The organism is Thermotoga sp. SG1, assembly GCF_002865985.1.
GTDB lineage: Bacteria > Thermotogota > Thermotogae > Thermotogales > Thermotogaceae > Thermotoga.
This window is the reverse complement of sequence record NZ_LNDD01000004.1, coordinates 267,544-288,741: the sequence shown is the minus strand read 5'-3', so window position 1 is coordinate 288,741 and position 21,198 is coordinate 267,544. Positions and strand designations below refer to the sequence as shown.

Below are 21,198 nucleotides of genomic sequence, written 5' to 3'. Positions count from 1 at the left end.
CCCTTTTCTGGGGGTGTGTTATGAGAAGAAAATGGATTCCCTTCCTTCTGATACTCCCTGCTGTTCTTTATCTTGCTGTTTTAATGGGATATCCTCTCTTTGAAACGTTCAGACTCGCTTTCACAAGCAACGAGGGGTTTTTCGGAAACTTCAGACGTCTCATGGAGAGTGGAGAGTTCTGGAACGCCATGAAGAACACACTCCTTCTCACAGCGGTGATCGTGCCAGCCCAGCTCATTCTCGCCCTTGGACTTGCTTTCTTTGTGAACTGGAAATTCAGAGGTTACACGATGATCCTGTACTTCATAGCGATTCCACTCGCCCTGAGTGACGTTACAGCGGCTCTCATGAGTTACACAATATTTTCACCCAACGGATATTTGAACAAGGTACTCATGAGTTTGAACCTGATAGAAAGGCCTCTCTACTTCTTTGGATACATGTTCAAGGCCAGAGAATTCTGGGTGATAGCCCTCACAGAAATCTGGAGAGCAACACCGCTTGTCTTCATCATCATCCTTGCCGGTCTTCAGTCGATAAACAGGGAATACCTGGAAGCTGCCGATCTGTTCGGCTTTTCCAGATGGAAGAAGTTCACAAAGATCATCCTTCCTCTTTTGAAACCATCTATCATGTCGGCACTCCTCTTGAGAACTCTGTTTGCGTTTCAGATATTCGGTGTCGTTTGGCTTCTTGCAGGAAGGGACATCCCGGTTCTGGCCGGTGAAACCTACTACTGGTACACCTTCATGAACGACCCGAAGATGGCCAGCGCTTATGCACTGGTGATCGCCCTCGTTACGATCATCGTCAGCTGGTTCTACATAACGTTCCTCAGGGCAAAACACCTGGAGGGGGCGCGATGATGAGAAGATTTTTCATCGTCTTTCTATCTGTGATCGTATCTCTGTGGTTTTTAACTCCGGTATTTTTCATCGTCCTTGCATCGCTCACACCTTCATCGGACTACTACGATCCAAACAAAATACTTCCGAGCAGTCTCACCCTTGATCATCTCTACAAACTCTTCGTCACACTGGGAGGTGGTAAGGCAACGCTGACCAGTATTCAGGTGGCCCTCGTTTCGATAGGAATCTCGTTTCTTTTAGGGCTTCCCGCCGGATACGCCATCACAAGATATGTCTTTCCGGGAAAGAACGCCATCAGACTCTCCATGCTCATGACAAGATCGATTCCCCTCATCGTAGTCGCAGTTCCTCTTGTGGTTCTTTACATGAGGCTGAATCTTGCAGACACCACACTCGGTGTGGCACTGGCACACGCTTCGATGATACTGCCCTTTGTTGTTCTCATCACCTCCAGTGTGTTCTCCGGGATCTCTGTTGAATACGAAGAGGCGGGGATGGTCTTCGGATTGAGCAGGTTCCAGGCTTTTTTGAGAATCACACTTCCTCTTGCACTTCCCGGACTCGCTGCTTCTGCCATATTTGCTTTTATCATGTCCTGGAACGAAGTCTTTGCCTCTTCGATTCTGACACTGACGAACAGAACGCTTCCCGCACACATCCTCAACACCGCCATGGCATCACCCGACTACTTCAAGTTCGCTGCGGGAACGATCATGGCGATTCCTGCGATGGTGTTCATATTCTTCATCAGAAAGTACCTCGTGAGCATGTGGGGTATCACCTTAAAGTGAGAGGTGATAGGAATTGGCTCAGGTGAGAATAGAAGGAGTGAAAAAATATTTCGGGAACGTGAAGGCACTCGATGGTATCGACCTCACAGTGAACGAAGGAGAGTTCCTCGTTTTGCTGGGACCTTCGGGATGTGGAAAAACCACCCTCTTGAGGTGTATAGCAGGACTTGAGCAGGTAACAGAGGGAAGAATCTTCTTCAACGACCGTGAGGTGACGAACCTTGCACCGAAAGACAGGAACATCTCCATGGTTTTCCAGAGCTACGCAGTCTGGCCTCACATGAAGGTGAGAGACAACATAGGATATCCCCTCAAACTCAAGAAGGTTCCAAAGGAAGAGATCGAAAAGAGGGTGAACTGGGCAGCGGATCTTCTTCACATATCGGAACTTCTCGACAGGTACCCTGCCCAGCTTTCGGGTGGTCAGAGACAGAGGGTTGCCGTTGCCCGCGCGATCGTTCATGAACCTGAAGTACTCCTGATGGATGAGCCCCTTTCAAACCTCGATGCCCTCCTTCGTGTGAAAATGAGAAGCGAGTTAAAGAAACTCCAAGAAAGAATAGGTGTCACCACCATCTACGTGACACACGACCAGACGGAAGCGATGACGATGGGAGACAGAATCGCCGTGATGAATCAAGGAAAGCTCCAGCAAGTAGGAACACCTTCTGAGATATACCATCATCCTGTGAACATCTTCGTTGCAGGATTTGTAGGATCACCACAGATGAACTTTCTGGAGATGGAAGTGAAATCTCAGGGAACCAGCATCTTTCTTGAGAGAAATGCCATATCGATCCCTTTGAAAACTGATCCAAAGATTTCGAGAGTTGTCCTTGGTGTACGTCCCGAGAACGTTTATTTGAAAGAAAAACCAAGTACCGTCAAACTGGAAGGAGAAGTGTATTTTGCTGAAAAACTCATGTCGGACACGATTCTCCATCTGAACGTTGGAAGTGAAAAAATCGTTGCAAAGATTCCGGGAGACGTTGATTTCAAAAGTGGAGAAAAGATCGAATTCTTCATAGATCTTGAGAAGATACACCTTTTCCATCCAGAAACGGGAGAGAGGCTTTCATGAAGGAGAAGGTGATCGTCCACAATCACTGGGACAGAGAGTGGTTTACCACTTCAGAAGTGACTTCTCGCTGGCTGGGAGAAGTTTTTTCCAGGGTGAAGGACCTTTCTGAAAAAAATCCAGACTTTGTCTACGTGATGGACGGCCAGACGGCCGTGATCGAAGATCTTCTCACGGAAAACCCACAGGTGGAGAAAGACCTCAAAAAACTGGTTAAAGAAGGAAAACTTCTGGTAGGACCCTATTACACGCAGATAGACTGGAGGATACCAAAGGAACCGTCCATACTGAAGAATCTGGAGGTGGGAAAGTACGATGCGGAGAAACTCGGAAAATGCATGAAGGTGGGATGGCTTCTTGACAACTTCGGTCACATATCTCAGGGCCCACAGGTACACAAATTGTTCGGGATAGAGAAAGTCTTTCTCTGGCGGGGTGTTTCTTTCGAGAACGACGAGATCTCCCAGGAGTTCCTCTGGAAAGGAAGCGATGGTACAACGGTTCAGGCCGTATTTCTTGTGGGAGGCTACAGAAACCTGTACAACCTGAAAGAGACAAAAGAGATGGCAGAGAAAAGACTGAAGCACGAAAAGAAAAAACTGAAAAGGTTCTCAAGATCCGATGAAGTGCTGCTTCTCGATGGATACGATATAGACCTTTCTCCAGAGGACCCTCAGGAGTATCTGAATATCCAGATCGTTTCACCGGAAGATTTCCCTGAAAGATTTCCCGGGGACGTTCCCGTTCTTTCTGAAGAACTCCTTTCTGGGAGATACGCCTGCACCTTTCCCGGAACGCTTTCCACCAGGGTGTATCTGAAACTGGAAAGCGACCTCATCGAAGATCTTCTGAAACTGGAAGATATTCTTTCTGCTCTGAACGGTGAAAAGCCTCAGGAAATCCTGTGGAGAGAGTACCTGAAGACCCTCGCACACGACAACATCTGTGGAGTGTGTGTTGATCCTGTCCATGAAAAGATGGAGAGAACATACAGGAGGATGTACTTTCTTCTAAAAAGATCCGTGGAAGAAAAGTTGAAAGAACTTGTGGAGAAAGCAAGACTGAAAAGAGGTCTTTATGTTTTTTCTCTTTCTTCATTTCCTTATGACCACTGGTACTGCGACGGTGAGAGGACAGTTCGGCTAAGAACAGACGGTGCGGGATTTTTCAGGGTCGAAACCGCCAGTCAGAAAAAAGAAACAAACAAGGACCTGTCATGGAAAAACAACTACTACGAGGCCCACTTTGAAAAAGACGGCTCTCTTCTCTTGAACGGGAAAAGATCAGGTGTTTTGAATCTGTTCGAGGAAAAGGGTGATACCTACTCCACCTTCGTTGAAGAAACGGATTTCTCCGTGACTCTGAAAAAACTCGACATCGTCTCCCGAACAGAACATTCCATGGTTGTTGAGATGGAAAGAATCGTTCAGTCACATCTGTGCCGTGTTGAAACGAAAGAAAGAATCGTCTTCGATGAAACACCACTTGTGAAGTGGAATCTGGTTCTGAACACGAAGGGAAAAAACTACAAACTTTCGATGAGTTACGAGACAGGAACAGGAGAGATCTTTGCAAAGATGCCCTTCGACGTGGTGAAAAGAGAGGAAAAAGACGATTATCTACTACCAGAATCCCTCCCTGAGAGTTTGAAAGGAACTTTCCTTGCAGCAAGAGAAACGGGTGTGGTGAGGGAATTTCCATTCCAGGGTTTTGTCTCCATATACGATGGAAAAATGTCGAAAACCTTCCTTGCAAAAGGTCTGAGAGAGTACTGGATGGAGAACAAAAGGGTGCACGTAACACTTGTGAGATCGATCGAGTGGATAGCAAAGGATGTAGAGGGTAGAGTGGGGGACGCAGGTCCCATGATGTACGTTCCTGGAGCAAAGTGTGAAGGGAATTTTTCGATGAGGCTTTCCTTTATGGAACTTGAGAGCCATCCAAGAAGCGAGGAATTTTTCAGGTGGTACACCCTCTTTGACTGTCCTCCACTGTTTCTAGAGATCGAATCCGATGGTGAAGAAAACGAGCGTGTCCTTTTCAAATCAAAACTCCCGTGGGTTGGTGTTAATGGGACTTCCCTTTGGGTCTTCAACCCCTATCTGGAAGAAGTGGAAGATTTAAAACCTCTTCAGATAGGAACAAGACGGATCGAACCGCTCTCTGGTGCGATGCGACCTTCTGAACTGTCTATTTTGAACTTTCCAGAGTTTCCCGTTCTGCATCTTGAGAGTTCACCAGAAGACGAAGCGGTGGACCTTTTGAAAAAGACCGTTTCTGAACTCGACGCAGAGACCTCCAGACTTTCTGGAAGAGATGACGTCAAGTCAAAACACAGGTACTTTTCTCTTCTCAGAACGAAGAAAGAAATGGAACTTTCACTCTTTCACCTTCAGGGCGAGGAGAAACTGGCAAGGGAGTTGAACGAACTTCGAATGAAGAGAAGAACCTACGATTATCTGGTGGAACTCTTTGAAAGTGAGGAGAAAGCGTGAAGATAGCGCTCCTTCACTACCGTGGAGGTCTCATGGACGGTGTTTCACTCGAGATGGAAAAGTGGAAGAAGGTCCTGACGAGAATGGGGCATGAGGTTCACATCGTGGCAGGAAACAGAAAAGAAGGAGTCGATGTGGTTGTGGAGGAAATCGGGTTTGAAAATCCAGACTTCGAGAAGATAAACAGAAATTTCTTCAAAGGTGTGACGGATTTTTCTGATGAAGAGGATTTTCTGAGTTTTATGAAGAAGAAAGAGGAAGAACTCCTTCGTATCCTGGGGGCAATTTTGAAAGACTACGACCTTGTCGTTCCAAACAACATCTGGTCCCTGGGGCTCTTTCCACCACTTGGCCTTGCCCTTTCGAAACTGAAAAAGAAATTCATCGCGCACCACCACGATTTCTGGTGGGAGCGAAAGCACCTGATTCCAAGAAGCGAAAGGTTGAGAGAGATACTGGAAAGACACTTCCCACCGGATCTTCCAGATGTGAAGCATGTGGTCATAAACTCGATCGCAAAGAAGGAACTTCAGAAAAGAAAGGGCATAGATCCAGTTGTGGTACCGAACGTTATGGATTTTGAAAGGCCGATCACCTCCGAAGATATGTATCACAGGATGAGAGAAGAACTCGGTATAGATCCAGGAACGATCGTTGCCCTTCAGGCAACAAGGATCGACAGAAGAAAAGCGATCGAACTTTCAATAGACGTTGTGGCTTTCCTGAAAAAAACCCTTAAGAGAAAAACTCCTCTCTACAACGGCAGTGTGTTCAGTGGCGAGATTGTCCTCGTGTTTTCCGGTCTCTGTGAAGACGTATCTTACCTTGAAGAGTTGAAAGAGTACGCTCTCCTGAAAGATGTTCCGCTTTTGATCTTCAGCGAGAGGGTGAAAGAAGACACCTCCTTTTTCTGGAAACTCTACAATGTTGCCGATTTTGTCACGTATCCCACCATCCTTGAGGGGTGGGGAAATCAACTCCTTGAAGCGATAGCGGCGAAAAAACCGGTTGTTCTTTTCGAATACGAGGTGTTCAAGTCCGACATAAAACCGGTAGGGTTGAAGTACATCAATCTGGGAGACCGTTACTTCAGAAGAGAAAACCTCGTGAAGGTTGAAGAGAGCGCTCTGCAGAAAGCGGTGGAGGAACTTTCAGGGCTTTTGTGTGATCCTTCTCTCTACAGAGAAACGGTGGAACACAACTTCGAAGTTGGAAAGAAACACTTCAGTCTGGAAAGACTGGAAGAGATACTGAGCAGGGAGGTATTGGTATGAAAGTTGTCGTTGGAATACCTAGTTTCAACAACGCAGGGACGATTTCCCACGTTGCAAAAGTGGCGGCGAAGGGTATAATGGAGTTCTTCGATGGAGACGGAATGATTGTGAATTCAGACGGTGGATCGTCCGACAGAACAAGAGAAAGATTCATGGAAACGGACACCTTCGGCATCCCAAAGGAGAGTTTCGTCTACGAGGGGATTCCGGGAAAAGGAAGTGCCATGAAGGCCATTATGGAGTTCTCCCTTGAACAGGGAGCACAGGCGGTGGTGTTTCTCGACTCCGACCTGAGAAGTGTGAAGCCATGGTGGGTAGAAAGACTCGCAGGACCCATACTGAAAGGAGAAGCAGACTACGTTGCACCGTTTTATCTGAGACACAGATTCGATGGCACGATCACAAACAACGTCTGTTTTCCCATGACGTCCGCCCTCTACGGGAAGAAGGTGAGACAGCCCATCGGGGGAGACTTCGGCGTCGGAAAAAAACTCCTTGAGATTTACTTAGAAAAACCGGAAGAGACGTGGAGAACGGACGTTGCAAGATTCGGTATCGATATCTGGATGACCACGACCGCCATAAACGAATCTGGAAGGATCCTTCAGGCAGCCCTTGGTACCAAGATCCACGATGTCAAGGATCCTGGAAAACACCTCAAGGGAATGTTCCTTCAGGTAGTGGGAACACTCTTTGAGTTGATGGTCATCTATCAGAACAGATGGATGAGTGTGTGGAACATTGAAGATGTACCTATTTACGGTGAAACACCGGAAGAAGAAATTCCACCGATGAGCATAGATGTGGACAATCTTAAAAAACTTGCAAAAGAAACACTGGTCGTTCCAGAATACGTGAACGAGAGTGCCGTAGGAGAAGTGAGAAAAGACGGAACACTCAGTCTTACCTCCTGGGTTGATCTTCTCTACAGAAGCGCCGTTCAATACAGAAAGACGAGGGATAAAACGGTGGTGGAGAACCTTCTACCGTTTTACTTTGCAAGAACCGCCAGGTTCGCAGAAGAGGTAAAATCTCTATCGGACGAAGAAGCAGAAAGGTACGCTTACGAGCAACTTGAGGTATTTCTGGAAAGGAAACACCTGTTGAAAGAGGAGTGGGAGGTTGAAGGTAAAGGATAGGATATTGAACATATACACACAGTTCAGCCCCGCTGAGCGGAGGGTGGCTGATTACATCCTGGAAAAACCGGATGATGTCATACACTACTCGATAACGGAGTTTGCAAAGATTGTGGGTGTGAGTGAAACCACGATTCACAGGGTGATCAAAAAACTCGATTTCGACGGCTATCAGGCCTTCAAGATCACTCTGGCGAGAGAGTTGAGTGGTATAGAAGAGGCGATAGAAAGACATGATTTCATAGATGAGGAGATAGAGATACTGAAACGTTTGAAAAACACACTGAACATGAAAGATGTGGAGCAGGCGGTGGAGTGGATCCTCTCAGCCCGGCGGGTGCTCTTTTTCGGAGTGGGGCTTTCTGGAGTGGTCTCAGAGTATGCGAGTTTAAAGTTTTCGCTCCTTGGTTTCCACACGTTCTTTTCCAACGACCCTCACGTTCAGGTGATAGAGGCGGTGAATCTTACAGAAGAAGATCTGGTGATTTCGATCAGCCACACTGGGAACATAAGGGACACGGTGAAATCCACCCAGGTGGCAAAGGACATGGGTGCGAAAACGATCGCCATCACAACGAACAAAGATTCTGAACTGGCAAGGGTGGCTCACCTTGTTCTTCAGAGCCCTCCCGTGAAGTACGATATCTACGAGTTTCTGAGGGAAAACATCGGCGAAATCGCCGTTGTGGACGTTCTCTTCAAAGAGACCTTCCAGAGGATTTACCAGGAAAGAAAAAAGCACTTTGAAAACCTGGAGGATGTGTTCAAACCGAAGAAATTTTGAGATTTCGTCATCTGATTCAGAATAATCCCGGATAGTTGGCTGTAAAAACCAGAAATCATGAAAAATGACACTTGACTTCGCAGGAGGAAAGATGGTACATTTTCTTCTGAAGGAACTATAAATAAGTCTAGATTACTAATTAATGGAGGGGATTCATATGAGAAAACTTTTGTTCTCATTTTTGATTCCAGTACTATCCATCATCCTTTTTGCAAACGATGAGTTCGTGAGAGTGGAAAACGGCAGATTCATCCTGAACGGGGAAGAGTTCAGATTCGTCGGAAGCAACAACTACTACATGCACTACAAGAGCAATCGAATGATAGACAGCGTCCTTGAAAGTGCAAAAGCCATGGGGGTGAAAGTTCTCAGGATCTGGGGATTCCTCGATGGTGAGAGTTACTGCCGTGACAAGAACACCTACATGCACCCAGAACCGGGAGTATTTGGATTGCCAGAGGGTACGAACGCTCAGGACGGTTTTGAAAGGCTCGACTACACGATAGCGAAGGCAAAGGAACTGGGTATAAAACTCATCATCGTTCTTGTGAACAACTGGGACGATTTCGGTGGAATGAATCAATACGTGAGATGGTTTGGAGGCACCCATCACGATGACTTCTACAGAAACGAGAAGATCAAAGAAGAATACAAAAAATACGTGTCCTTCCTCATAAACCGGGTGAACACCTACACGGGAGTTCCTTACAGGGAAGAGCCCACCATCATGGCGTGGGAACTGGCGAACGAACCCAGGTGTGAAACGGACAAATCTGGTAACACACTCGTCGAATGGGTAAAGGAGATGAGTGCTTACATAAAGAGTCTGGATCCAAACCACCTGGTTGCCGTGGGAGACGAGGGATTCTTCAACAACTACGAAGGTTTCAGACCTTACGGTGAAGAAGCCGAGTGGGCCTACAACGGATGGTCCGGCGTTGACTGGAAGAGACTTTTGGAGATAGAGACGGTGGATTTTGGAACGTTCCATCTCTACCCCTCCCACTGGGGTGTGAGCCCTGAGAACTACGCACAGTGGGGAGCAAAGTGGATAGAAGATCACATAAAGATCGCAAAAGAGATTGGAAAACCCGTCGTTCTGGAAGAGTACGGTATTCCCAAAAGCGCTCCGGTCAACAGAGTTGCCATTTACAAACTGTGGAACGACCTGGTTTACGATCTTGGGGGAAGTGGAGCCATGTTCTGGATGCTAGCAGGTATCGGTGAAGGATGGGACAGAGACGAAGAGGGCTACTACCCCGATTACGACGGTTTCAGAATAGTGAACGATGAAAGTGAAGAAGCGAAGTTGATCAGGGAGTACGCAAAACTGTTCAGTACAGGTGAAGATAAAAGGGAAGATACCTGCATGTTCATCACACCAAAGGATGGTCAGGAGATCAAAAAGACTGTGAAGGTGAGGGTGGGTGTCTTCGACTACAGCAACACGTTCGAAGGAATTTCCGTTGGGGTTGAAAATCTGCTCTTTGAAGATGAGATAAAACATCTCGGATACGGAGTTTATGGATTCGAGTTCGATACGACACAGATTCCAGACGGAGAGCACGGGATGTTCCTTGAGGCCCATTTCAGGAAAGAAACGGTGAAAGACACGATTAAAGTGAAGGTCATGAACAGAGCACGGTACGTTCTCGTAGAAGAAGTAGATTTTTCCAGTCCTGGGGAAGTCAAGAACTGGTGGAACAGCGGAACATGGCAGGCAGAGTTCAAAACACCAGATATCGAGTGGAACGGTGAAGTGGGAAACGGTGCTTTCCAGATGAATGTAATACTTCCTGGAAAGAGTGACTGGGAAGAGGTGAGGGTGGTTAGAAAATTCGATCAACTTTCTGAGTGTGAGATCCTCGAGTACGATATCTACATACCGGATAAAGAACTCACAGGGAGATTGAGACCGTACGCGGTGCTGAATCCCGGCTGGGTGAAGATAGGACTCGACATGAACAACGCTTCAGTTGACAGCGGGGAACTTGTCAGTTTCGACGGCAAAAAGTACAGGAAGTTCCACGTGAGGATCGAGTTCGATAAGACACCTGGGGTGAACGAACTTCACATAGGTGTAGTTGGAGACCACCTGGAGTACGATGGGCCGATTTTCATCGATAATGTGAGGCTCTACAAAAAATCTTCTTGAGGAGGTTAAATGATGTTGAGGGTTTTCAGTGAAAAGATTCCAAACATTCCCTGGGAGGAAAGGCCGGAGGATCACACAGGGCCTCTGTGGAGGTACAGTAAAAACCCCATAATCGGAAGAAATCCCGTTCCAAAGGGTGCAAGGGTGTTCAATTCTGCCGTTGTGCCGTACAACGGAGAATTCGTGGGAGTTTTCAGGATCGATCACAAAAACACCAGACCTTTTCTTCACTTTGGAAGGAGCAAGGATGGAATTCACTGGGAAATAGAACCTGAAGAGATCCAGTGGGTGGATCTGAATGGTAACCCTTTCCAACCTAGTTATGCTTATGACCCAAGGGTGGTGAAGATAGAGGACACCTACTATATAACCTTCTGCACAGATGATCACGGTCCCACGATTGGAGTGGGAATGACAAAGGATTTCAAAACCTTTGTACGTCTTCCAAATGCCTACGTTCCATTCAACAGGAACGGAGTGCTTTTTCCGAGAAAGATAAACGGAAAGTATGTGATGTTAAACAGGCCGAGCGACAACGGTCATACTCCATTTGGAGACATCTTCCTCAGTGAAAGCCCGGATATGATTCACTGGGGAAATCACAGGTTTGTGATGGGAACAAGCAATTACAACTGGTGGGAAAATCTCAAGATAGGAGCAGGTCCATACCCAATAGAAACAAGCGAAGGATGGCTCCTCATCTACCACGGTGTAACTCTCACCTGCAACGGATACGTTTACAGTTTTGGAGCCGCTATTCTCGATCTGGACGACCCAAGTAAAGTTCTTTACAGGTCAAAGTACTATCTTTTAACACCGGAGGAGGATTACGAAACGACTGGATTCGTTCCAAACGTGGTTTTCCCCTGTGCCGCACTCTGCGATTCTGAAACAGGAAGGGTTGCGATATACTACGGTGCGGCAGATACCCACGTTGCTATCGCGTTTGGATACATAGACGAGATCGTAGAATTTGTGAAAAGAAACTCCATGTAAGGAGGATGACAGTTTGCTGAGGTCCATAAGAAAAGACAACACATCGAAAATCCTGAAAAGAATAATGAAATCTCCCGTATCTCGAGTTGAGATTGCAGAAGAACTCGGTCTCACGAAGACCACGGTGGGAGAGATCGTAAAGATTCTTCTGGAAAAAGGTATTGTTATTGAGGAAAAGGACTCTCCCAGGGGTGTGGGAAGACCCACCATCTCTTTGAAAATAGCACCGGATTGCGCTCATGTGCTCGGCCTGGAGGTGACAAGAGATGAGATAGCAATCTGTCTCATGAACGCCAGCATGAGCATTCTCATGTACGAAACGTACCCTCTTCCTTCAAAGCGTGACAGAGAAAACACCCTGAAGATCGTCTACAGAGGGATAGATCGTGCAAAAGATATGCTGGAAAAACTAGACAGGAAACTCTCGGCTTTAACTGTGGCAGCGCCGGGCCCGGTCGATGTCGAAAAGGGTGTCATCATAAACCCAAGGAATTTTCCTCTGTCTCAGGTTCCCCTTGCCGATCTTCTGAAAGATAAATACGGTGTTGAAGTCTGGGTGGAAAACGACGCCGACATGGGGGCAGTCGGAGAAAAGTGGTACACAAGGCGGGACGATTCCTTCGTCTGGATCCTGACCGGAAAAGGAATAGGATCCGGGATCATCATCAACGGGGAACTCTATCGGGGCGAGAATGGCTATGCAGGAGAGATCGGATACACCAGGGTTTTCGACGGAGAAAAATACGTTTTTCTGGAAGATGTGTGCGGAGAAGACACCGTTCTGAAGTACATCCAATCTATGGGATTTGAGTCGCTTGCAGAAGCGATAGGATCTGGAGATAGTCGTGTGAAAGACTATTTGGACAACATTGCCGAATTTTTCAGTATAGGCCTTTTGAGCCTGATACACCTTTTTGGCATCTCAAAGATCGTCATAGGAGGATTCTTCAAGGAGTTTGGAAAAGAATTCCTGAAAAGCTTGAAGATGAAGGTGGAAAAACATCTTCTCTACAAACACGAAGTGGATATCAGTTTTTCAACTGTTCAAGAACCGGTGATCGCTTTTGGAGCAGCAGTGCACGCGCTGGAAAATTATCTGGAGAGAGTAGCGACGAGTTAAAGAAACGTTTTCGAAAATATTCGGAAATAAATCAAGATAATCGGGGAATATCGGATTTTGGATGTAAACATTTTCACTGTATCTTTACACATGGATAAAGTCATTTCACATCTCTTTAAGGGGGTGTTCCTATGAAAAGGTTTTTGGTCATTCTCGTTCTGGTCCTAGCATTGGTTTCTGTCTTCGGTCAAACTTTTGAAAGAAACAAAACGCTTTACTGGGGTGGAGCTCTCTGGTCTCCTCCATCCAATTGGAACCCGTTCACACCCTGGAACGCTGTGGCGGGAACCATCGGTCTTGTCTATGAACCTCTGTTTCTCTACGATCCTCTGAACGACAAGTTCGAACCGTGGCTTGCAGAGAGCGGACAGTGGGTCAGTGACAACGAATACGTGCTCACACTCAGGAAAGGACTCAGATGGCAGGATGGAGTTCCTCTCACAGTGGATGATGTGATCTTCACTTTCGAGATCGCAAAGAAGTACACTGGTATCAGCTACAGTCCTATCTGGAACTGGCTCGACAGGATCGAAAAGGTTGATTCCTTCACGTTGAAGTTTGTCTTCTCCGATCCAAGATACCAGGAATGGAGACAACTTCTCATCAACACCCCAATCGTTCCAAAACACATCTGGGAAGGAAAGACCGAAGAAGAAGTTCTCCAGAGTGCCAATGAAAATCCCGTTGGATCCGGTCCTTACTACGTCGAAAGCTGGGCTGACGACAGGTGTGTTTTCAAGAAAAACGAGAACTGGTGGGGTATCAGAGAGCTCGGCTACGATCCCAAACCTGAGAGGATCGTTGAACTGAGGGTGCTCAGCAACAACGTGGCAGTTGGAATGCTCATGAAAGGAGAACTCGACTGGAGCAACTTCTTCCTCCCGGGTGTTCCCGTTTTGAAAAAAGCATATGGTATCGTTACCTGGTACGAAAATGCTCCTTATATGCTCCCAGCCAACGCTGCGGGAATCTTTGTGAATGTGAACAAATATCCTCTCAGTATTCCCGAGTTCAGAAGGGCAATGGCGTTCGCCATCAATCCAGAAAAGATCGTAACCAGAGCCTACGAAAACATGGTCACTGCTGCCAATCCTGCTGGAATACTGCCGCTTCCTGGTTACATGAAGTACTATCCTGAAGAAGTTGTCAAAAAGTACGGTTTCAGGTACGATCCGGAAACAGCGAAGAAGATACTCGATGAACTCGGATTCAAAGACGTGAACGGAGATGGATTCAGAGAAGATCCTAACGGAAAACCCTTCAAACTCACCATCGAATGTCCGTACGGCTGGACCGATTGGATGGTTTCCATACAATCCATCGCTGAAGATCTTGTGAAGGTTGGTATCAACGTGGAACCCAAGTATCCTGATTATTCCAAGTACGCAGACGATCTCTACGGTGGAAAATTCGACCTGATTCTCAACAACTTCACAACGGGAGTTTCCGCTACCATATGGTCCTACTTCAACGGTGTGTTCTATCCAGATGCAGTAGAATCCGAGTACTCCTACTCTGGTAACTTTGGAAAGTACGCCAATCCCGAGGTCGAAACACTCCTTGATGAACTCAACAGGAGCAGAGACGATGCTAAAATTAAAGAAGTGGTAGCCAAACTGTCAGAAATACTGCTCAAGGATCTCCCATTCATACCGCTCTGGTACAACGGTGCATGGTTCCAGGCTTCTGAAGCCGTCTGGACCAAATGGCCAACAGAGAAGAACCCGTACGCTGTCCCGATAGGCTGGAACGGCTGGTGGCAACTCACAGGAATCAAGACGCTGTTTGGTATCGAAGCAAAATAATACGGTGCCCCGCCCTCCGGGGCGGGGCTTTAAAAAAAGAAGGAGGTAGGAGTCTTGAGAAAATATCTCACAAAGAAGATCGTGGTCTACATCCTGACCTTCTTTTTTGCTGTTACCATCGACTGGGCTATTCCTCGATTCATGCCGGGAAATCCCATCAACTTTTTGATCTCCAGATTCGCTGGGCTTCCTGAATCCGTCAAGGTCCTTCAGAGTTACTTCACACAGGCCTTTGGCCTTGACAAACCCCTCTGGGAGCAGTACATCAACTTTTGGAGGGCTCTCTTCAAAGGAGATCTTGGAATAAGTATCTACATGTATCCTCAGCCAGTTGCAAAGATAATAGCAAGATCCCTTCCGTACTCTCTGGTCGTTCTCCTACCTGCTGTTCTTTTGAGCTTTGCGATAGGAAACAGGTTCGGTGCCTTTGTAGCACGGAAAAAAAGACTCGATAACTTTGCTCTTCCTGTTTTTTACACTCTAACTGCATCTCCGTACTTCTGGTTTGGTATCCTTCTTGCCTGGATATTCGGTGTGGTGATACCTCTGTTTCCCCTCGCAGGTGCCTACAGCTTCGGTACGACACCATCTTTTTCCTGGCAGTTCATTCTCGACTTTCTTCACCACTGGGTACTTCCATTTGGATCCCTGTTTCTTGTGATGCTTGGTGGATGGGCGATCGGAATGAGGAACATGATCATCTACGAACTGGAATCGAACTACTCCAGATACCTCGAGGCACTCGGTTCTTCCCAGAAGCTCATCAGGCGATACGCTTACAGAAACGCCATACTTCCTCAGATCACTGGTCTTGCCATTCAGCTGGGAACGGTGGTTGCAGGTGCTCTCACAACGGAAATCGTCTTTTCGTATCCCGGAATAGGTTACCTCCTTATGCAAGGAATTCTGAATCAGGACTACTTTTTGATTCAGGGGTGTTTTCTCTTCATCATCCTTGGCGTTTTGATCGCCAATTTCCTGGTTGACATTTTCTACGTGATCATAGATCCCAGAATAAGAAAATCCTACTCGGGAGAGGTTTGATAGCCATGACGAGAAAAGAATTCGTCTACTTCTTTTTGAAGAATAAAAAAGTTATCTTTGCCATATGTGTGTACGCTGGCTTGATTTTTCTTGCTCTTGTAGGGCCTTATTTCACTCCTTATAAAGATCCCCTTGCCTTTGTGGGACCCGGATATCAGCCTCCAAGCAAGGAACACTGGCTTGGTACGAACACGTTTGGGCAAGATATCTTCACCCAGCTTGTCTACGGTCTCAGAAGCTCCCTTTTTGTGGGACTTCTCGGCGGAACACTGGCAACGGTGATAGGTCTTCTCATAGGTTTTGTTGCAGGATACAGAGGAGGATGGTTCGACGAACTTCTCATGATGTTCACCAACATCCTCATGGTGATTCCAACGCTTGCCCTCCTCATTATCATTGCAGCGTACCTTCCTTACAGGGGTGTGTTCATCGAGAGTGTGATCATAGGATTCACTGCCTGGCCGTGGACTGCAAGAGCAGTTAGAGCACAGACGCTTTCTCTGAAAACAAGAGAGTTTGTCGATCTTGCAAGGATCACCGCCAGAAGGCCCATGAAGATCATCTTCGGTGAAATCATGCCCAACATGATGTCTTATGTTTTCATGGTGTTCATCCTCCAGTTCGGAGGTGCCATCCTCGCCGCCACAGGGCTTGACTTCATAGGCCTTGGTCCAACGAGAGGCATCTCGCTGGGAATAATGATGCAGCAGGCTACACTGTGGAATGCCATACAGCTTGGTATGTGGTGGTGGGCTGTCACTCCAGGAGCTGTGATCACGCTCATGGTTGCGACTCTTTACGTCATGAACGCTGGGCTTGACGAAGTCTTCAATCCTAAACTCAGGGAGATGTGATAGGCGTGGCGGAAGTGGTACTGAACGTCAAAGATTTGAAAATCTACTACAGAACCCTCTACGGCTATGTGAAGGCCGTCGATGGGGTGAGTTTTGACATAAAGAGGGGAGAAATTCTTGGTATCGCTGGTGAATCTGGCTGTGGGAAATCCACCCTTGGAAACGGTTTGATCCTGCTGAAACCTCCTATGAAGTACATGGGTGGAGAAGCGATCCTTGACGGAAAGAACATCATGACGCTTTCACCGAGAGAGTTGAGAAAGATTCGCTACGAGAAGATCTCCATAATTCCGCAGTACGCAATGGATGCGATGAATCCCACGAAGAAGATAAAACAGATCATTGACGACCTTCTTCACGAACACGGTGAAAGTTTTGAACGAAAGAGGGATCTCATCGAAGAAAGACTTGAAATCGTCAATCTCGGAAAGAAAGTTCTCAACATGTATCCGATAGAACTCTCCGGAGGTATGAAACAGAGAATGGTGATGGTGATCTCCACCTTGATGAATCCCGATGTTCTCATAGCGGACGAAATCACCTCGGCTCTCGATGTGAGTTCCCAGAGGTCCGTTATACAGATGCTCTACGAAATGAGAGAAAGAAAGATCATGGGTTCTCTTGCCTTCATAACACATGATCTTTCCGTGCTCTATCAGATCGCAGACAAGGTGATGGTACTGTACGCGGGAAGGGTTGCGGAGATCTCACCCATGGAGGACATCGTGCGAGAGCCTCTTCATCCGTACACGAAGATGCTCATTTCTTCTCTTCCAAAGATAGGTGTCAGGTACTCTCAGACGAAGCTCAAGGGAATTCCCGGCTATCCACCAAGCCTTCTGAACATTGGACCAGGCTGCAGGTTCAGAGACAGATGCCCCTATGCATTCGAAAAGTGCGATCAGGATCCCCCTGTGTTCGATGTGGACGGAAGAAAAGTCTCATGCTGGCTTTTCGAAAGAGGTGATGCAAATTGAGTCTTCTGAAAGTTCAGAACCTGACGAAGGAGTTTCCCCTTGGCTTCTTTGGAAGAGAAAAGTTGAAAGCGGTCGATGATGTGTCTTTTGAGATAGACCGCTCCAGGATCGTGTCTCTTATAGGAGAGAGTGGAAGTGGAAAGACCACGGTGGGAAAACTCATTTTGAAACTCATAAAACCAACATCGGGTCAGATCCTGTTCGATGGAAAAGATATCTCCCAGATCAAGGGAAAGGATCTGAGAGAGTACTACAGGAGGGTTCAGGGAGTCTTTCAGGATCCATTTTCTTCTTTCAATCCCATATACAAAATAGACAGGGTACTGAACATGGTGTTTGAGGAGTTCTTCCCAGACACACCAGCTTCTGAGAGGCGCTCCAGGATGGAAGAGGTTATCGCCTCTGTTGGAATGAACCCACGGGAGATACTCGGGAAATACCCCCACCAGCTCAGTGGCGGACAGCTTCAGAGGATCCTCATTGCAAGAACTTTGCTTCTCGACGTGGAACTTTTGATCGCGGACGAGATCATCAGCATGCTCGATGCTTCAACGAGAGTGGATATCCTGAATCTCCTTGGTGATCTTCGAGAGCGTGGAATGTCAGTAATTTTCATAACGCACGATCTTTCTCTTGGATACTACATCAGTGATGAGACCTTCATAATGTACAGAGGGAACATCGTTGAGATGGGAGATACAGAGAAGGTGTTTCATAATCCGATTCATCCCTATACGAAGATGCTCCTTGAATCTGTACCGGAAATAGACAGAAAATGGGATCTCAGCAAAAGATTTATACCGGAACTCGTTTCATCTTCGAACGTGCCGTGCAAGTACTACGACAGATGCCCCATAAAAGACGAAAGGTGCTTTACTGAGAAACCAGAACTTGTGGAAGTTGAGGAAAATCACAAAGTTCTCTGTCTGAAGGCGGGGAGGTAGTATGGCCTCCATCAGAGATGTGGCCAGGCTTGCAGGAGTTTCCATTGCAACCGTGTCCCGGGTGATAAACGGTTACAACAACGTCTCTGAAGAGACGAGAAAGAAGGTCATCGATGCTATCAGAAAACTGAACTACCATCCCATATATGCTGTAAAAAATGCTGTTTTAAAAAGAACCATCGGTGTTCTCGTTCCGAACTTCGGAGGCTTTCACTACAACGAGATCCTGACCGGAATAGAAAAAGAGGCGATAAAGAGAGACTTCACTCTCATGATCTCCACCACGCTTCACAGAACGTCTGTAGAACTGGAAAGGCTCGAAGTTTTCTTTGCAAAGAGAGTCGATGGTATCATCGTTTGCTCGTCGAAAAAGGACGAAGAACAACTCGAGAGATTGATCAAAAGTGCCATACCAGTTGTCGTGGTTGACAGGGAAGAGCCAGAGATCAGGCTCGACAACGTGGGAATCGACAACTACGCCGCCGGCAGAATGTGTGCAAAGTACCTCCTGAGTAAGGGTCATAAAAAGGTCTTGCTTCTTAAAGGAAGAAAGGATATCTACTCCTTTTCGGACAGAGAAAGAGGATTCATCGATTACAGTACAAGACATGGTATAGACGTGAAGGTAACACCGTGTGGCTATTTCCCCGAACATGGTTATCATGCGGTGGAAAGGTATCTGAAAAAACACGGAGTAGATTTCACCGCCATCTTCGCCATAAACGATCTATCGGCCGTTGGAGCACTCAAGGCGCTTCACGACCTTGGAGTGGCCGTTCCTGATGAGGTTTCCATCATGGGATTTGATGACGATCCCATATCTAGCTATACCGTTCCTGCCCTCACCACCGTAAGACAGCCAAGGGAAGAGATGGGAAGGGTGGCCTTTGAGATACTCCACGAAAGGCTTTTGGGAAAGAAGGGAGTTGCAAGAAGGGTGATTCTCCCCGTTGAGATCATCGAGAGAGAGTCTGTAAAACAACTGTGAAAGCCCCTCCAATCGGAGGGGCTTTTTCATTCTGCTTTCCTCAGGTACATGTCGATTCCTCTGGCGGCTGCATACCCATCTGCAACACCGTGTATGATATCGGGTCCGTGGACGATGTCTCCTCCGGCGAACAACCACTCTATGGCTGTCTGACCGTACTCGCTGGTTCTGATCCTTCCCCTTACAAATTCGAGTTTTTCTTTTATCTCCTGGGGCAGATAGGAGTAGTCGGGTGCCTGCCCTATCGCCTCGACCACCATGTCCGCTTCCACAAAGATCTGTATGCTTTCATCGAACTGTGGGTTGAACTTTCCTTCATCGTCGAAAACCTTCACACACTTTTTGAACCTCACACCCTTCACTCGATCGTTTTCTATCACGATCTCTACCGGTCCCCATCCGGGTTTTATGACCACACCTTCTTCGAGTGCCTCATCGATCTCTTTCATATCGGCTGGCATATCCTCAAAGCAGCCTTCCAGGGAGAGCACCTGCACATTCACAACTCCATGCTCCATGACCTGAAGCCTTGCCATCGATCTGGAGATATCCATGGCGACGTTTCCACCACCGATGACGACGAGTTTCTCCGGAATCGGTGGTTTTGGACCGTCCCCCCTGAGATAGTTTCTGATCATCTTCAACATGGGAAGTGCCTGCTTGACGTCTGGATGATCCGTTCCGGGTACTCCCGTTGATCTTCCAAGGCCAAATCCCGTGGCGAGAAAGATGACGTCGTGTTTCTTTCTGAGTTCTTCGAAGGGAATATCCTGACCAACCCTCGTGTTGAGGACGAATCTCACGCCGAGTGCCTCTATGAACGCTATGTCTTTGTCGAGCGCCTCGTCCGGGAGTCTGTATTTCGGTATACCGTATCTCATGACACCACCTGGTCTCGATTCTGCTTCGTACACTGTGACGTCGTACCCCATTGTGGCAAGAAAGTACGCGGCCGAAAGCCCTGCCGGACCGGAGCCTATTATACCGATGCTCTTTCCCTTCTTTTCCGGTTTCATGTCCAGTATCCTGCTGTACTCCTCGAGTGGGACACTGTCCACTATGTACCTCTTCAGCCACTGAATCGCAACCGGCTCTCCCCTCACACCGATGGAACAGGCGGTTTCACATCTGTGTGTACAGACTCTACCACAGACCATGGAAAGTGGGTTCGTTCTGTAAAGCCATCTTAGTCCTTCTTCCAGGTCGTCCTCATAGATGGACTTTATGTACTGAGGTATATCCATGTGCTCGGGACATGTGTAGGTACATACACCACATTCCACACACCTTGTGGCTTCCTGAATTGCCTGTTCCCTGCTGTACCCCTTCACGATCTCTATGAAGGATCTAACCCTCGTTTCTGGTGGTTCTTTCGTCATCTCTACCCTCTCAAGGTCAAGAAGTTCGGAGTCTTTGTCCCTTGTCCATCCAAGGGGAGCTTTTCCTGGTTCGTAAAGTCCCATTTTTGCATTCAATCCCTTATCCGTGGGCATGAAGATGAAATCTTCCGGATCTTCCGAGATGTGAATGTATTCCCTTGTCATCTGGAGAGAGCCGGTCGTGCATATGTCCACACAGAGAGCACAGAAAGAACATCTGCCGTAGTCTATCACGGGTCTCTGTGGGAGTTTCCCATCTTCCTGAGTGAGATCCGGAACCTCCACCATGGTTATGGCATCTGTGGGGCATATTTTCGAACATGTACCACATCCGATACATTTTCCCCAGTCGTTCACGTGGAAACCCCTGTATCTTTCCGAGGCTTCCCTTTTGGTTTTGTTCGGAACTTCAATGGTAACGGGCTTTCTGGCAAGGAACTTCCAGGCTTTCAAAGGAGCGAAGAAATCCTTCTTCGGCAGTTCCTGAATGGCCATCTCTCTCACCC

17 protein-coding genes are annotated in these 21,198 nt (G+C 47.2%); 16 read left to right on the top strand and 1 reads right to left on the bottom strand.

The window, feature by feature from the left end; translation table 11 throughout:
• The first annotated feature begins 20 nt into the window (after positions 1-20).
• The 16 genes from AS006_RS06830 (at position 21) to AS006_RS06755 (ending at position 19,313) form a co-directional block, all read left to right on the top strand.
• Positions 21-866 carry a carbohydrate ABC transporter permease gene (locus AS006_RS06830; RefSeq protein WP_101513598.1) on the top strand — a complete coding sequence of 282 codons (846 nt, stop codon included), beginning with the start codon at positions 21-23 and terminating at the stop codon, positions 864-866.
• On the top strand, positions 863-1,660 hold the full coding sequence (locus AS006_RS06825; RefSeq protein ID WP_101513597.1) for a carbohydrate ABC transporter permease: 798 nt from the start codon (positions 863-865) through the stop codon (positions 1,658-1,660). The genes AS006_RS06830 and AS006_RS06825 overlap by 4 nt, the downstream gene beginning before the upstream one ends.
• 13 nt (positions 1,661-1,673) lie before the next feature.
• Positions 1,674-2,741 (top strand): ABC transporter ATP-binding protein, encoded by a 1,068-nt coding sequence (locus tag AS006_RS06820; protein WP_101513596.1) that lies wholly within the window; start codon positions 1,674-1,676, stop codon positions 2,739-2,741.
• Positions 2,738-5,233, top strand: coding sequence for an alpha-mannosidase (locus AS006_RS06815; RefSeq protein WP_101513595.1), 2,496 nt, complete (start codon positions 2,738-2,740; stop codon positions 5,231-5,233). The genes AS006_RS06820 and AS006_RS06815 overlap by 4 nt, the downstream gene beginning before the upstream one ends.
• Entirely contained in the window at positions 5,230-6,507 is a 1,278-nt protein-coding gene (gene mggS / locus AS006_RS06810) for a mannosylglucosylglycerate synthase (RefSeq protein ID WP_101513594.1), read from the top strand. The genes AS006_RS06815 and mggS overlap by 4 nt, the downstream gene beginning before the upstream one ends.
• On the top strand, positions 6,504-7,646 hold the full coding sequence (locus AS006_RS06805) for a glycosyltransferase (RefSeq protein WP_101513593.1): 1,143 nt from the start codon (positions 6,504-6,506) through the stop codon (positions 7,644-7,646). Before mggS ends, AS006_RS06805 begins: the two co-directional genes overlap by 4 nt.
• Positions 7,630-8,430, top strand: a complete 801-nt coding sequence (locus tag AS006_RS06800; RefSeq protein WP_101513592.1) for a MurR/RpiR family transcriptional regulator — start codon at positions 7,630-7,632, stop codon at positions 8,428-8,430. The genes AS006_RS06805 and AS006_RS06800 overlap by 17 nt, the downstream gene beginning before the upstream one ends.
• 157 nt (positions 8,431-8,587) lie before the next feature.
• A complete protein-coding gene (locus AS006_RS06795) occupies positions 8,588-10,585 on the top strand; it encodes a cellulase family glycosylhydrolase (protein ID WP_101513591.1) in 1,998 nt (665 codons plus the stop codon).
• 15 nt (positions 10,586-10,600) lie between these two features.
• Positions 10,601-11,581 (top strand): glycoside hydrolase family 130 protein, encoded by a 981-nt coding sequence (locus AS006_RS06790; protein WP_101513749.1) that lies wholly within the window; start codon positions 10,601-10,603, stop codon positions 11,579-11,581.
• A gap of 13 nt (positions 11,582-11,594) precedes the next feature.
• Positions 11,595-12,701 carry an ROK family transcriptional regulator gene (locus AS006_RS06785; protein ID WP_101513590.1) on the top strand — a complete coding sequence of 369 codons (1,107 nt, stop codon included), beginning with the start codon at positions 11,595-11,597 and terminating at the stop codon, positions 12,699-12,701.
• A 131-nt stretch (positions 12,702-12,832) separates the two neighbouring features.
• Positions 12,833-14,506: an ABC transporter substrate-binding protein gene (locus tag AS006_RS06780; RefSeq protein ID WP_101513589.1), complete on the top strand. Its 1,674-nt coding sequence runs from the start codon at positions 12,833-12,835 to the stop codon at positions 14,504-14,506.
• Positions 14,507-14,560: 54 nt separating this feature from the next.
• On the top strand, positions 14,561-15,550 hold the full coding sequence (locus AS006_RS06775) for an ABC transporter permease (RefSeq protein WP_101513588.1): 990 nt from the start codon (positions 14,561-14,563) through the stop codon (positions 15,548-15,550).
• Between the two features lie 5 nt (positions 15,551-15,555).
• Positions 15,556-16,404 carry an ABC transporter permease gene (locus tag AS006_RS06770; protein WP_101513587.1) on the top strand — a complete coding sequence of 283 codons (849 nt, stop codon included), beginning with the start codon at positions 15,556-15,558 and terminating at the stop codon, positions 16,402-16,404.
• Positions 16,401-17,381, top strand: coding sequence for an ABC transporter ATP-binding protein (locus AS006_RS06765; protein WP_101513586.1), 981 nt, complete (start codon positions 16,401-16,403; stop codon positions 17,379-17,381). The genes AS006_RS06770 and AS006_RS06765 overlap by 4 nt, the downstream gene beginning before the upstream one ends.
• Positions 17,378-18,325, top strand: coding sequence for an ABC transporter ATP-binding protein (locus AS006_RS06760; protein ID WP_101513585.1), 948 nt, complete (start codon positions 17,378-17,380; stop codon positions 18,323-18,325). Before AS006_RS06765 ends, AS006_RS06760 begins: the two co-directional genes overlap by 4 nt.
• Position 18,326: 1 nt before the next feature.
• Entirely contained in the window at positions 18,327-19,313 is a 987-nt protein-coding gene (locus tag AS006_RS06755; RefSeq protein WP_101513584.1) for a LacI family DNA-binding transcriptional regulator, read from the top strand.
• Positions 19,314-19,339: 26 nt separating this feature from the next.
• On the opposite strand, the gene AS006_RS06750 is transcribed toward AS006_RS06755, so the two are convergent.
• The gene (locus AS006_RS06750; RefSeq protein WP_199167461.1) at positions 19,340-21,187 is read right to left on the bottom strand and encodes an FAD-dependent oxidoreductase; all 1,848 of its coding nucleotides are present in this window, start codon (positions 21,185-21,187) and stop codon (positions 19,340-19,342) included.
• Between the last annotated feature and the right edge of the window lie 11 nt (positions 21,188-21,198).